The 14,816-nt window shown below is 71.4% G+C and carries 8 protein-coding genes; all 8 read left to right on the top strand.

Annotation, left to right across the window (positions count from 1 at the left end; all coding sequences use genetic code 11):
• Positions 1-91 precede the first annotated feature (91 nt).
• The 8 genes from LXM64_RS05570 to LXM64_RS05535 are packed head-to-tail and all read left to right on the top strand — an operon-like array spanning position 92 to position 14,811.
• A complete protein-coding gene (locus LXM64_RS05570) occupies positions 92-1,231 on the top strand; it encodes a serine/threonine-protein kinase (protein ID WP_234074968.1) in 1,140 nt (379 codons plus the stop codon).
• 1 nt (position 1,232) lies between these two features.
• Positions 1,233-7,274 carry an Ig-like domain-containing protein gene (locus LXM64_RS05565; protein ID WP_234074967.1) on the top strand — a complete coding sequence of 2,014 codons (6,042 nt, stop codon included), beginning with the start codon at positions 1,233-1,235 and terminating at the stop codon, positions 7,272-7,274.
• A 4-nt stretch (positions 7,275-7,278) separates the two neighbouring features.
• The gene (locus tag LXM64_RS05560; protein WP_234074966.1) at positions 7,279-8,244 is read left to right on the top strand and encodes an AAA family ATPase; all 966 of its coding nucleotides are present in this window, start codon (positions 7,279-7,281) and stop codon (positions 8,242-8,244) included.
• On the top strand, positions 8,241-9,605 hold the full coding sequence (locus tag LXM64_RS05555) for a DUF58 domain-containing protein (RefSeq protein WP_234074965.1): 1,365 nt from the start codon (positions 8,241-8,243) through the stop codon (positions 9,603-9,605). Before LXM64_RS05560 ends, LXM64_RS05555 begins: the two co-directional genes overlap by 4 nt.
• Entirely contained in the window at positions 9,602-12,103 is a 2,502-nt protein-coding gene (locus LXM64_RS05550) for a DUF3488 and transglutaminase-like domain-containing protein (RefSeq protein WP_234074964.1), read from the top strand. Before LXM64_RS05555 ends, LXM64_RS05550 begins: the two co-directional genes overlap by 4 nt.
• Positions 12,100-12,939: a PP2C family protein-serine/threonine phosphatase gene (locus tag LXM64_RS05545; protein ID WP_234074963.1), complete on the top strand. Its 840-nt coding sequence runs from the start codon at positions 12,100-12,102 to the stop codon at positions 12,937-12,939. The genes LXM64_RS05550 and LXM64_RS05545 overlap by 4 nt, the downstream gene beginning before the upstream one ends.
• Positions 12,932-13,879 carry a hypothetical protein gene (locus LXM64_RS05540; RefSeq protein ID WP_234074962.1) on the top strand — a complete coding sequence of 316 codons (948 nt, stop codon included), beginning with the start codon at positions 12,932-12,934 and terminating at the stop codon, positions 13,877-13,879. The genes LXM64_RS05545 and LXM64_RS05540 overlap by 8 nt, the downstream gene beginning before the upstream one ends.
• Positions 13,876-14,811 (top strand): hypothetical protein, encoded by a 936-nt coding sequence (locus tag LXM64_RS05535; protein WP_234074961.1) that lies wholly within the window; start codon positions 13,876-13,878, stop codon positions 14,809-14,811. The genes LXM64_RS05540 and LXM64_RS05535 overlap by 4 nt, the downstream gene beginning before the upstream one ends.
• The last annotated feature ends 5 nt before the right edge of the window (positions 14,812-14,816 follow it).

Below are 14,816 nucleotides of genomic sequence, written 5' to 3'. Positions count from 1 at the left end.
TCGGATGCTCTCGCGACGCTGTGATAGGAAGGTTCGGCAGAGTCCCGCGCGTACGTCGGGTGTGCACGTCGTACGCGGAAGGGGGACGCCGGTGGCGCAGAGACTGCCCGCGGCACCGCCCGTTCTTCCCGGCTTCACCTACGTCCGTCCTCTCGGCACGGGCGGTTTCGCCGACGTCTTCCTGTTCGAGCAGGACATGCCGCGCCGCCCGGTCGCCGTCAAGGTCCTCCTCGAGGACATCGTCGACGACGGTCTGCTGCGTATGTTCAACGCGGAGGCCGACGTGATGGCGCGCTTGAGCGCCCATCCGTCCATCCTCACGATCTACCAGGCGAGCATCTCCTCCGACGGGCGGCCCTACCTGGTGATGGAGTACTGCCCCGGATCCCTCGGCTCGCGCTATCGGCGGGAGGAGATCCCGCTGGCGGAGGTGCTCCAGGCGGGCATCCGGATCGGCTCCGCCCTGGAGACGGCGCACCGCTCGGGTCTGCTCCACCGCGACATCAAGCCCTCCAACCTGCTGGTGACCGCCTTCGGCGCTCCCGTCCTCGCCGACTTCGGCATCGCCACCGCCGTGGGCGGGCGCGGCGATGACGAGGTGTTCGCCATGTCCGTGCCGTGGAGCGCGCCCGAGATCATCGACGAGCGCATCGCCGGCTCCGTCCCCGCCGAGGTCTGGGCACTGGGGGCCACCGTTTACTCGCTGCTGGCGGGACGCAGCCCCTTCGAGCGCCCCGGCAGCGGCCAGAACGGCCGCGATCAGCTGAAGGCCCGCATCCGTCGCGCCGCCTACACCCCCATCGGCCGGGCCGACGTCCCCGCGAGCCTCGAGGCGGTGCTGTCGCGCTCGATGAACCGCGACCCCGCCGGCCGCCATCCCTCGGCCGCCCAGTTCGCGTACGAGCTGCAGCTCATCCAGCACGAGCTCGGCCTGCCGCACACGCCGATGGAGGTCGCCGTGGACGAGTGGGCCTCCGCCGGCACCCCGGTGAACTTCGCCGATGATCGGGCTCGCGGCCCGGTGCGCCCGAACGTCCAGTACGAGTCGCTCCGGCCGGTGCGCTCACGCGACCGCGGCGGTCGCCGTCCGGACGAGGGCACGGTCCTCGCCGGCGCATCGCCGCGCGGGCGAGGGTTGTCCGGCGGGATGATCGCCCTGCTCGTGGGAGGCGCCGCCCTCGTCGCGGCGGCAGCCGTCCTGGTGACCGTCCTCGTCCTCGGAGGAGCCTGAGATGGCCGAGGCCCCCCGCACCCCGCTCTCCGATCGCCGCGGCTGGATCATCGGCGGCTCCGTCGCGGCCGTGCTCGCCATCGTGACGACGCTCGCCGTGGTGTGGCCCGGTTTCGACGCCCAGCAGACGCCGCCCGACGACGGCACGATCTGGGCGATGCAGTCCGGCGAGGGTCGGCGATATGCCCGCGTGAACACGACCGTCGGCGAGATCGACACCGTCAAGCAGGTGGAGAACCCCAGCGCGCTCGTGCAGAACGCTGACCGCCTGCTGGTCTATGCCGAGGGCGACACCCGCTTCGCGGACGTGGACATGGCCATGCCGGCCGATCTCAACGCCGACGCGGAAGACGCGTTCCAGAACACTCCTCCGGGCACGGTCGACGTCGTCTCCACGGGCGACACGATCGCCTATCGCACCGACAACGGGGCGGTCTTCGCCGGCTCGCTCGCCTCTCCGAGCAGCACCGTACCCGTCGATCCGTACGCCGGGACGCAGGTCGCAGAGGGCGAGGAACGACCCGTCTTCGTCGCCGACAGCATCGCGGTCGGGGTGGACGGCATCGTCTACGCCTACTCGTCCGCCGAGGAGCGCGTGGTGCGCGCCGACGCCCGCACCGGCAAGATCGAGGGCTCGGACACGGTGTCCGACGCACCGGCATCCGCGACGCTGAGCGCCGTGGGCACGACCTGGGCGCTCCTCGAGCCCGACTCGGGTCTGCTCTGGATGCGCGGGCGCGATCAGCCCCTCGAGACCGGGACGATCGGCGGGGTCCTGCAGAAGTCGGGCACGGCGCGCGACCAGGTCTACATCGCCGACACGACCGGGCTCGTCTCCGTTCCCATCGACGGCTCGGGTCCCGAGCGCGTCGTCGACGCCGCGCAGGGCACCCCCGCAGCCCCGGCCGAGGCGAAGGGCGTGATGTACGCGGCCTGGCTGCCCAACAGCCAGGCGCAGGGAACGCTGTGGTCCTCGGATGCGGGACAGAGCGACCTGGACTACGCCGGAGGCTCGCTCGGCGACGAGGTCGCGCCGGAGTTCCTCAGCAACGGCTCGCGCATGATCTTGAACGAGACCCGCTCCGGCTGGGTCTGGACGCTTCCGAACGGCGCCCTCGTGCCGTCCTCGCAGCAGTGGGACTCCGACCAGGACGTTCCGACGCAGCAGCAGGAGGACATCCAGGCCGAGCGTGTGATCGATCCGAAGCCGCCCGTCGCCGTCGACGACGCGTTCGGGGTGCGCGCCGGGCGCAGCGCCGTGCTGCCCGCCCTGCTCAACGACCACGATCCGAACGAGGACGTGCTGAGCATCGTGGCCGCATCCGTCGAGGGACTGGATCCCGCGTTCGGAACGGTCTCCGTTTCCAACGAGCAGCAGGAGCTCGTCGTGCGCCTGTCCCCGGAGGCGAGCGGATCGGCGACGTTCCGGTACCGCATCACCGACGGCACGACCACAGACGGGCTCACGTCGCAACCGGCGACCGTGACACTGACCGTGTCGCCGCCCGGGGCGAACAGCGCGCCCGTCTGGTGCGGTGTGGAAGCCTGCCTCGCGACCTGGCCGTCGCCGCAGGTCGTGCCCGGCGGCACCGTTTCGGTGAACGTGCTCGAGGGCTGGGTCGACCCTGACGGCGATCCGCTCTACATCTCTTCGGCGGTGAACCAGAGCGGCATCGGCTCGGTCGCCCTCGACCCGCAGGGAACCATCACCTTCCAGCACCCGAACCCGAACCAGGCCGACGCCCAGTCTGTGACGATCCTCGTCACGGTCACCGACGCGCAGGGGCTGTCTACGGAGAAGCCTCTCGAGATCGCGATCACCCCGAGCCCCCAGCTGACGGCGGCCTCGTTCGCCGCCGTGGGCACGATCGGCGCTCCCACCACGATCGATGTGCGACCGCACGTGACCGGGGTGAACGGTGCCATCACGATGCGCAGCGCCAACTCGATCACGGACGCCGCGGCTCAGATCACCGTCAACAGTGTCGCCGGCACCTTCGTCTTCTCCGCCGCCGCCCCCGGCTCCTATCTGGTGCAGTACACCGTCGCCGACGCGCTCGCCGAGGCGACCGGGACCGTCAGGGTGACCGTCGTCGATCCCGCCGCCACGCAGATCTCCACGCCGCCGCTCACGGCCTTCGTGCGCCCCGGCGAGGACTCGACCATCGACGTGATCTCGCCGGTCTCGAATCCTGCAGGTCTCGTGCTCCTGGCCAGTGACGTCGTCGTCACCCCCGACGACAGCGCGTCGCTGAGCGTGGACCTCGTCGGCCAGAGCATGCTGCGTGTCGCGGGCTCCACCGACAACGCGCAGCCGGGAACGCTCGGCGTGGTCACGTACACGGTGTCCGACGGTACGGGCAACGGCTATACGACCACGACCGGTGAGACCACGGTCGTGCTGCTGCCCGCGCCGACGGCGGAGCCCCCGATCGCCGTCGACGACGCGGCCACCGTGCGCGCCGGCGCGCAGATCGACATCCCGGTCCTCGACAACGACACGGCCCCGGCCGGCGCGCAGTTCGCCATCGACCCCTCGACCATCACGAACGAGTCGAACACCGGCCTCGCCTTCGCCACCGGCCGCCTGCTGCGCTATCTCGCGCCCAGCGAGCCCGGCACCTACACACTCGGCTACACGATCTACCGTATGGGCTTCCCGGACATGACCGACACCGCCAAGGTGACCGTCACCGTCCTGCCCGAGGACTCGAACTCCGCCCCGGTGCCCCACACACTCGTCGGGCGCGTGCTGAGCGGCGCCACCGTGTCGATCCCGTTCGACCGCTTCGCCGTCGATCCCGACGGGGATGCCGTGACACTGGACCGCATCTCGGCGCAGCCCGACCGCGGCTCGGCGACGATCTCCGCCGAGGGCGACGCCATCCTCTACACGAGCTCGCCCGGCGACAAGGGCCAGGTCTCCTTCACGTACCAGGTGCGTGACACCCTCGGCGCCGTCGGCGTCGGCGAGGTGCGTGTCGGCGTCCTGGACGCGGAGTCGAGCCCCGCACCGGTGACCTACAGCGACTACGTGCAGGTGCAGGCGGGCGCGGACTCCGAGGCCGTCGTGCGTCCCGCGGACAACGACCTCGACCCCTCGGGCACGACGCTCGAGGTCATCGATGTGCGACCCAACGCGGATGTGGGCTCCGAGGAGTATCGCGCGATGGACGCCATGATGCAGGGCGTCGAGGACAACGAGGTGCGCCTGAAGGCCGGCACGCAGCTCGGCACCTACTCGTTCGCGTACACGGTGCGAAACGCGCAGGGCGACACCGCCATCGGCCTCATCGTGCTGAAGGTCGTGCGCGACCCCGTGCCCGACTACCCCGCCGTGCGCGACACCACGCTGACCGTCGAGACGCGCGAGGACTTCCCCGACGGCGTCGACGTGCTCACGGGCAAGGTCTCCTGGAACGCCGGCGACGTCTCCTCGCTGAAGCTCTCGCTCTGGGGCGACCCCGACGGGATCTCGGTCGACGGCCGCAAGATCTCGGGCCGCCTGCCCGACAAGACCGAGCTCATCCCGTTCCAGGTGACCGGCACCGCCTTCGACGGCAGCGAAGTGACCTCCTACGGCTTCCTCAAGGTGCCGGGGACGAACGATCTGCAGCTGACCCTGCGCGCGTCGGCCGCCTCTGTGCAGGTCGATGAGCGCGGCACAGTGGATGTGGACCTCGCGCGCGCCGTGGCGCTGCCCCCGGGCGCCGACATCGAGATCGACGCGTCCCGCGTCGCCGCGGGCGGTGGCCGTGCACAGGCCACCTGCGCGCTCACCTCCGGGACGACCGTCCGCTACTCCGCGGGGGCAGGGGCGCCGTGGACCGACAGCTGCACGGTGCCGGTGCGGTTGGTCGGTCAGGACACCTACACGTACCTGACGATCCGCGTCGACGTCATCGCCGAAGACCCGCAGCCAGAGCTGCGCGCAGCGTCGCTCACGGTCAGCCCGGGCTCCTCCGCGACATTCGAGCTGCGCGACATGACCTCGTGGGCGGGCACGGAGGACTGGGGCGCGCTGCAGTACGCCACCTCGTACGCGGGCGATCAGTTCACGGTGCAGACCTCTGGATCGCAGGTGACCGTGACCGCGCGGGATGCGGCACGCCCCGGCCGGCAGGAGCCGGTCACCGTCACCCTGCCGAGCCACCGCGACGTGCGTCCCGCCACCCTCGCACTCCAGGTGGGTCCGGCTCCCTCGACGCTGCCGAAGGGCGCGACGCTCACCCAGTCGTGCTTGCAGTCCGCGGGCAACGGGTGCACGATCAACGTCATCGGTCAGGGCGGCGAGATCAACCCGCTTCCGGGCACGCCCCTCAAGCTCGTCGCCGTCGGCGGCGCCTCCGGCGGCAGCTGCGCCGGCGTCTCCTTCGGCGTCGCCAGCTCCACCGCGATCCAGGCGAACTGGTCGCCGGATGCCGACGGCACGCGCTGCACGGTCGGCTTCACCGTCGAGGACGCGCAGGGGCGCCAGTCGGCGGGCGACCGCAACGGCCAGGTCACGCTCGATCTCCAGGGGTACCCGAAGGCTCCGAACAACGTCACCCAGACCGGCTTCGGCGACCGCACGATCACTCTGCGGGTCGAGCCGGGCGCCGCGGGCAACGCCTACCCCGCGCTGCAGGGCTTCCACATCCTGCAAGGTGGCCAGCAGGTCACCACGTGCTCCGCCGCCGGAGTGTGCGAGCCCTTCCAGGTCGCCAGCAACGGCGACCGCCGTACCTACGAGGCCCGCGCGTTCAACTCCGTCGGCGAGTCCCGGACCGGGGTCACCGTCCAGGCGTGGGCCTACCGTCAGCCGGCCGTCGGCAACGTCACCGCCGATCCGATCTACGACAGGCAGCGCACGACAGGTGACGCGGGCGCGGTGAAGATCCGCATCCAGAACGTCGATCCCGAGGTGCGCACGTACTCCGTCACGGGAGCGAACGGGGATGTGCCGCGCTCGGGCGGCGACACGACCGAACTGACCGTCACTCTGCCGGTCGGGCAGGCGACCATCACCGTCACGGCCAACAGCGCGAACTCGGCCCCGGACGGCAGCGGATCGGTGGGTCAGACGAAGAACGTGGGCGTGCAGGTGGCGGGTCTGCCCCGCACGGACGGCGTCGGGATCGCGGCGGAGCAGAAGAACGCGCTCGTCGTGACCGGACCCAACGTCGACATGAACGGCAGCAACCGCGGCCGCGAGATCATCTACGTCGCCTACCGTGCGGGCTTCGGCGACTTCTCCTGCGACGTGGACAACAACGGCCAGAACCTACAGGCCCGGGTCAACGGCCAGACGTCCACCTCGACCACGATCAGCGGCCTGCAGGAGAACCAGAAGTACACCGTCGGCGCGTGCGTGAGCAACGGCTTCGGGGCCGCGAAGAGCGCCACCGCCGACGGGTGGGCGTGGGACCAAGCGGGTGCTCCGGTCCCGCAGAACCCGACCTACAGCATCCCCAACGGCTGGGGCAACGGCGACGGCACGTACCTCGTGCGCAGCGTGGACGTGCCGAACGCGAACGGTTTCGACACGGTGTACCTCGGCCACCAGGGCGAGTCGACGCAGTGGCAGCAGCCGGCCATGGGCCAGGAGGGCTCGATGCAGGTCAAGTACTGCGTGCGGGGCTCCGATCTCTCGCGGTGCGGTCAGCCCACCGCCATCAAGCCCGCGGACCCGACGCGTGCCAAGCAGGTGGATGTGGGCAACGCCCGGATCAACCAGTGCGTCGTGGGCAGCGAGCTGAAGGCGACGATCGACCAGCAGCCGGGCGCGGTCGGAAAACTCGTGATCGACCCGACGACCCCGAAGTACTACAGCGACGGCGCGTTCGGCGGACTGTTCCCGCAGGAGATCCCTCCCGGGGACGACAGGATGATCGTTCCCAACGGCACCACGAGGGCGACGGCGAAGGCGACCTTCACCTTCACCGATGCAGCCGCCGGCTATGGCGACATCTCCTTCAATCTCGACACGGGTCGGGGAGGCTGCTCGGGCACCCAGACGCCCCCGCCCTCCGATCCCAACACTCCCCCCAACAACGGAGGCTGAATCGATGACCGTCACCCCAGAACAGACCGCCTGGTTCCAGGAGACGTTCTCCGCCCTCGTGGAGAACGTCGAGCAGGTCGTGCTCGGCAAGCGCCACGTCATCGAGCTCGCCTTCACCGCGCTCGTCTCGCAGGGGCACCTGCTACTGGAGGACTTCCCCGGCACCGGAAAGACCTCGCTGGCGCGCGCGATGGGCGAGAGCGTGCAGGGCACGAGCTCCCGCATCCAGTTCACGCCCGACCTGCTTCCCGGCGACGTCACCGGCATCACGGTGTACGACCAGAAGCGCGGCGAGTTCGAGTTCCACTCGGGCCCGATCTTCGCCAACATCGTCCTGGCCGACGAGATCAACCGCGCCAGCCCCAAGACCCAGTCGGCGCTGCTGGAGGTCATGGAGGAGGGTCAGGTCACGGTCGACGGCGTCTCGCGGCGTGTGGGAAGCCCGTTCCTCGTGGTCGCGACCCAGAACCCCGTCGAGCAGGCCGGGACGTACCGCCTGCCCGAGGCGCAGCTCGACCGGTTCCTGATGAAGACGTCGCTGGGCTACCCCGACCACGCCGCCACCGTGCGGATCCTGGAGGGCAGCGCCGCCGGCAAGCGCGAGGTGGGCGCCGTCATCACGCCCGAGGCCGTGCAGACGCTCAGCCAGATCGCGCAGGACGCCTATCTGAACCCGCTCGTGCTGGACTACATCGCGCGCGTCGTCGAAGCCACCCGCCAGGCCGCGCAGGTGCGCCTGGGCGTCAGCGTTCGCGGTGCACTCGCACTCACCCGCGCCGCGCGCACCTGGGCTCTGGCGCACGGCCGCGGTTACGTGACCCCCGACGACGTCAAGGCTCTGGCCGAGCCCGTGCTGGCCCACCGCCTCATCCTCGACCCCGAGGCGGAGTTCGACGGCGTGACCGCCGGCGCGGTGATCGGTCAGGTCATGCTCGACGTCGCTCCCCCGACGCAGCGCGAGTCCGCGTGACCGATTCCTCCTCCCGCATCACCCGGATCGGCTCGACGTCCACCTCGACGTCGACCGCCGGGAGCACGCGCACGCGCTACGACACGTCGCGTTCCACGACCGTCATCGTCGTGGGCGGCATCCGCTTCTGGCGGCGCGTACGACGAGCCGTGGCCCGCAGCGCCCGCGCTGTCGGCGACACCGTCACCGCGGGAGGGTGGCTGCTCATCGGAGCCGCCGCGATCGGTCTGAGCCTGGGCATCGTGTTCGGGTGGATCGAGTTCGTCCTGGCCGGCGCCGTCGCCGCCGTTCTCGTCCTGTGCGCGGCACCGTTCCTGTTCGGTGCGCGCGCCTACCGCGTGAGCCTCGGCCTCGCGCACGATCGGGTGATCGCCGGCAGCGAGGTCGCGCTCTCCCTGCGCGTCGTCAACGTCGGCAAGGGCGTCGCCCTGCCCGGTCGGGTCGACGTGCCCGTCGGCGAGGGCCTCGTCGACGTCGCGATCCCGCTGCTGCGCCACGAGGCCGCGCATGACGAGGTGCTGACGATTCCGGGGCTGCGCCGCGGTGTGCTCGACATCGGACCCGCCCGCGCCGTCCGCGGCGACCCGCTCGGCATCCTGCGCCGCGAGGTCGTGTGGGAGGACATCCACACGCTCTACGTCCACCCCGTGACGACCGCGATCCCGAGCACCGCGACCGGGTTCATCAAGGACCTCGAAGGCAACCCCTCCTCCCTCGTGGTGGACGCCGACATCTCGTTCCACGCCATCCGGGAGTACGCTCCCGGCGACTCGCAGCGCCAGATCCACTGGAAGTCCACGGCGAAGACCGGGACCCTCATGGTGCGCCAGTACGAGGAGTCCCGCCGCTCACGGATGGTGATCGTGCTGGCGACGGGCGAAGAGGACTACGCCGACGACGAGGAGTTCGAGCTCGCCGTCAGCGCCGCCGCCTCGCTGGGTGTGCGCGGCATCCGCGACGGACGCGACGTCTCCGTCGTCGTCGGCGGCGAGGTGCCGGAGTTCGCCCGCCGAGCCGTGCGCTCCTCCCGGGATCTCGCCACCATCACCGCGCGCACCCTGCTCGACGAGCTCGCCGGTGTGGAGAAGGCCGAGCGCATCACCGGACTCCGCGACGTCGCGAGCCTGGCCGTGGAGGCGCACCGCGACGTCTCCATCGGGTTCCTGATCTGCGGATCCACCCCGACGCTGCGGATGCTGCAGCACGCCGCCCTCGCCTTCCCCGCCGACACGGGCGTGGCCGCCATCGTCTGCGACCCCTCGGCGGAGCCCGGCTTCCGCACCATCGGCGGCGCCTCGATCGTGACGATGGGTCTGCTCGAGGACCTCCGTCACATCCTCGCTCGGAGTGCGCAGTCATGAGCGCCCCCGACGCACGCGCCCGCGCGCGCCGCCCCCGCCGCACCGAACGCGACATCGCGTTCCTGGTCGGCAACATCGCCTTCATCGACGCCCTTCTGGCGATCGGCGCCGCATCCGCGTGGGCGATCTACCGCAGCGGCTGGTTCGTGCTCGTCGCCGGGGTGGCGATCGCGCTCTCCACCGGGATCGCCCTGCTCGCCGTCTGGCGCCCGCTGCGCTGGTGGCAGCTCGCCCTCATCACCGCGGGCGCGTACGTCGTCATCGGCGTTCCGGTCGCCGCACCGACGATGATCACCGACCCGGCGACGATCCTGCCGGGCGTCTGGGGCGTCGTGAGCGCACCCGTCACGGGGTGGAAGAACCTGTTGACGCTCGAGTTGCCGCTCGGGGTGTACCAGGCGACCCTCGCGCTCCCCTTCTTCCTGATGCTCGCTCTCGGCACCCTGGCTCTCCTGCTGGCGCTGCGCGCCGGCAGGCTCTGGGTGCTCGCCGCGCCGCTCGCGCTGTTGATCACCGCGTTCGGCGTGCTGTTCGGATCGAGCGCCGTGGACGGCTCGTGGCGCATCGGGCCGTGGGAACTGGATGGCGTCTGGGAGGCGACGGTCGGGCTCGGCGCGCTGCTCACGGGCTTCGCCTGGTACGTGTGGCGCAACGTCCACACGCGTCGGGTCGCCCTGCGCGTCGCGCGCTCGGCGAGCGGCGTGCGCTCCTCCGTCCGTGTCGCGCGCACCCTCGGCAGTCGCATCGCCCTCGCCGCTGGAATGCTCGTCATCGCCCTCACCCTGGGACTCGCGCTCGCGCCCTGGGCAGTGGCGGGTTCCTCCCGCGACGTGCTGCGCACGGCGGTCGACCCGGTGTTGAAGGTGCGTCAGACGCTGAGCCCCCTCGCCGACTACCGCGCCGCCTTCTCCGACGAGCGGTTCGACGATGTGCTGTTCACGGTCGCCGCCGACTCCGGCGTGGATCGGGTGCGTCTGGCGACTCTCAGCTACTACGACGGCCGGGTCATGCGGGCCACCGACCCCCAGACCGGCGACCGCTCCGACAGCACGGAGTTCCGACGGGTTCCCGCTTCCCTGCCCGCCGACACGGGCGACCGCGCCTCCGCCACGTTCACGATCGGCGACTACACGGGCATCTGGGTGCCCGCCGTGGGAGATCTCACCTCGATCGATTTCTCGGGATCGACGCGGGCCGCGCTCTCTGACGGCTTCTTCTACAACCCGGACTCCGCCACGGGCGTCGAGCTGTCGGACCCGGGGCTCGCCTCCGGCGTCAGCTACACGCAGACCGGGGTGGTCGCAGACGCTCCTCGCGATCCCGGGACGCTGACCCCTTCCCGTTCCGGAACGTTCGACCCGGCTTTCGTCCCCGAGTCGCTCGAGGAATGGGTGAGCGCGCAGGACGCGCCCTCGGGCGGCGCGGGCCTGGTCGAGCTGATCTCACGCCTGCGGGCGCGCGGGCTCCTCTCGCACGCGCTGGCGTTCGATCCCGGCGCCGTCCCGGTGTGGGCGCAGAAGCTCGGCGACTACACGTTCGAACCCAGCCGCAGCGGGCACTCCACCGACCGCATCGGCGACCTGTTCACGCAGCTGCTCAAGAAGCAGAACGAGACCGGCGGAACCGATGACTCCCTGCTGGTCGCCGCCGCGGGAGACGACGAGCAGTTCGCCGTGGCCGGCGCCCTGATCGCGGATCACCTCGGCTTTCCTGCCCGGGTCGTGCTCGGCACCCGCCTGAGCAGCGACGACGCGGATCTGGCGGTGTGCGAAGACGGCACGTGCACGAGCGGCGACCTGTCGGCGTGGATCGAGGTGCGCGACGCGGACGGCTCCTGGACGGCCATCGACACGACACCGCAGCACCGCGTGCCGCTCTCGCCCGACGTCCAGCAGCGTCGCGACCCGCAGAACATGACCCCGGTCGAGCCGGAGCAGGCCGACACCGTCCTGCCTCCCGAGGCGGATCCCGCCGACGCCTCGCCGCCGCAGAGCGACGAGCCGACGGATCCGGTGGACCTCGCGTGGCTGTGGGCCACTCTGCGCATCTCCGGCATCGCGATCTTCGCGCTGCTGATCCTGCTGATGCCCGCCATCGCGGTGCTCGCGGCGAAGATCATGCGTCGACGGGCCCGGCGCTCGTCTGCGGACCCGGTCGACCGGGTCGTCGGGGGCTGGGAGGAGTACCTCGACACCGCCGTGGACCACGGCCACCGCATCCCTCCCGCCGCGACCCGGTCGGAGACCGCGACCGCCGTCGGCGACGCGGAGACCGCTGATCCAGCGACTCTCGCGGCTCTCGCCGACCGGGCGGTGTTCGCTCCGGGAACCACCACCGAAGAGGAATCCGCACGGTTCTGGGAGCTCATCGACCAGGAACGACAGCGTTTCGCATCCACAGGCGGCCTGTGGGCGCGCTGGAAGGCTCGGCTGTCGCTACGCTCATTCGCACGCGGATTGCGCGAGGCTGCGTCGCGAGATGGAAGGGGACGACCATGACCGGGATCGTCGTCATGGCCGGAGCGCGCTCCGACGTCGGCCGCGTACGCAAGCTGAACGAGGATGCGGTGCTCGCGCAGTACCCCGTGTTCCTCGTCGCCGACGGCATGGGAGGCCACGAGGCGGGTGATCTGGCCAGTGCCGCGGTCGTGGATGCGTTCCGCCACCTCGTCGGTCGCGACGACGTGCAGCCGGAGGAAGTGGTCACCGCTGTCGAGTCCGCCCACGCCGCGGTGTCTCAGGTCGCGGGGCGCCACGCGCGCGGCGCCGGCTCCACCCTCGCCGCCCTGGTCGCCGTGGTGCAGAACGGATCGCACGCGTGGCTCGTCGTGAACATCGGCGACTCGCGGGTGTACCGGCTGGTCGGCAGCTCCCTCGAGCAGCTCACGGTCGATCACTCTGTCGTGCAGGAGCTGGTGGATGCGGGAAGGATCAGCCGCTCCGAGATGTCCACGTACCCGGGACGCAACGTCATCACCCGCGCCGTCGGCGACAGCCAGAGCCCGGCCGACTACTGGCTCTCCCCCATCGTGACCGGTGAGCGCATGCTGCTGTGCTCGGACGGTCTGTCCAACGATCTGAGCGACGAGGCCGTCCTGGCCGGGCTCAGCCTCGGCGGCTCCGCCGAGCAGACCGCCTACGCGCTCGTCGACCAGGCGCTCGCCCGCGGCGGACGCGACAACATCAGCGCCGTCGTGGTGGACGTGCGCTCAGGAGGACTCGCTCCCCGTGCCGACGAGGTGACGGGCGGCTTCGCGACGAGCGAGCAGGCGGCGGTGCAGTCGATCGAGGTGGACACCATCACCTCTCGAAGAGAGCGGCCGATCCGTGGCTGAGCGGACCTGGTTCGAAGGGCCTCTGCCCGCGATCGCCACCGACACGCTCGCGGTGATCGTCGGGGGCGACGCCGCGGTCGCCGCTGCGCGACGCGTGCTGTCGACGGGCACGATGCCCGGAACACCCGAGATCCTGGACGCCCTGCTCGCCGACGGCATCGCCGCGGTGCCGGCCTTCGCCGTGGTCGCTCTGGACGACGACCGATTGACCGCTTTCGTTCGCGGCGAGTTCGTGCTCCGTTTCGAAGACCGTTCCCGCCGGGTGTGGCGCGTGGACGGCGTCGGTGCCCACACCTGGCGCGAGGTGGAGGCGGCATCCGTCGTGCGCGCCTGGGCCGGCGCCCCGGACGCGGAACCGAAGCTGTTCGATCTGGGGCCGACGCCGGAGCGTCCCGTACGGGTCGGGCCGACGACGGCTGCGGGCGTCATGCTCCGCGGGCGCCCCGCCGTGGCGCGCCCTCCGATTCCTCCGGCCGCCAGACCTCCCGCCCCCGCACCCCCTGCACCGCGCCCTGCCGCATCCGATCCCGCCGACGACGAGACCATCGTGACGAGTTCGAGCGCACTCGCTCCGAAACCCGCTCCGCGCACCCCGCGAGCCCCGCGCGCCATCGAGCTGCCCGGCGGCGACATCGTGCCGATCCACGGCACGATGCTGGTCGGGCGCGGACCGCGCAGCTCCCGCGTCGAAGGCGATGACCTCCCGACCCTGGTGGCGCTCGGCGACGTCTCACGCGACGTCTCCCGTGCGCATGTGAAGATCTGGACCGACGGTACCCGCGTACAGATCGAGGATCTCGCGACGCCCGGTGGGACGGCCGTCATCGACGCGGACGGCGTCGCGCGGTTGCTCGTGCCGGACCGCGCGGTCGAAGTACGCGAGGGCGCCAGCGCGGAGCTCGCCGGGGGTGCGCGCATCCGCTTCGTGGGGGACGCATGACCGAGCCAGACGACAGCACCCGCCTCTCACGACGCGAGCCCGGTGCGACCGACCAGCCCGAAGACAGCACCCAGCTCGTGAGCCGACGCGACCGACGCAACGCGTCCGCCGCCGCGGAGGCGACCGATGCCACCGCCATCGTGTCGCGCGAGACGCCGGCTCCGCCCGTCGACGAGACCGTGATCGTCGACCGTTCGCCGACCGCAGCGACGGTCACGGCGGCGGACGTGGAGGACCGCACCGCGCTGGTGCGGCGTCCGGCCGAGGCCGAGGCTCCGTCGCCCGAAGAGGCACCCCCCTCGGATGAACTTGAAGACGGCACCCTGCTGGTGCGCCGGCCCGCTCCGCCGACGGACGCGACCGTGGTGGTCGCCCGTTCGCTGCCGACCCCCGCCGCTCATGCGGAGGACGAGGACGAGCACACGATCCTCACCCCTCGCTCACCCGCGTCCGTTGACCCGCTCGATGAGGACGACACGGTCCTGCGTCCCCGCGACGAGCCGCAGGACGCGACGCTGCTGCGCCGCCGCGACCGGCCGACGGATGCGGACGCGGACGACACCGTGCTGCGTCCGCGCGACGCCGTAGCGGACGACGCGACGAGCCTGTCGCTGCGCGGGGCGACGGCGGGCGCCTCGCCGCGTCTCACGCGCGCACGCCGGGGTGCCGCGAGGCAGACCACCTCGTTCGCTCCCGATGCCGAGACCGATCGCACGCCCGCACGCGAGCGGTATGCGATCCGCACGCCGACGATCACGTCCGCGCCGGCGACCGCCGCCGCATCCCCGGTCGTCGACATCGGCGACGGTGGGCTCGCGGCCCGGATCGCCCGGCGCCGTGCCACCCGCACCCGTCTCACGGTGCTCGCGGGCGTCTCGGCGGTCGTGTTCGTGGGCTCGATCGTCGGCCTCGCGACGCTGCTGAGCATCTGAGCCTC

The sequence above is a fragment of the Microbacterium binotii genome (assembly GCF_021398715.1).
GTDB classification, from domain to species: Bacteria; Actinomycetota; Actinomycetes; order Actinomycetales; family Microbacteriaceae; genus Microbacterium; species Microbacterium binotii_A.
Note: the sequence above shows the minus strand (reverse complement) of the source record. Positions and strands in the feature narration are given on the sequence as shown.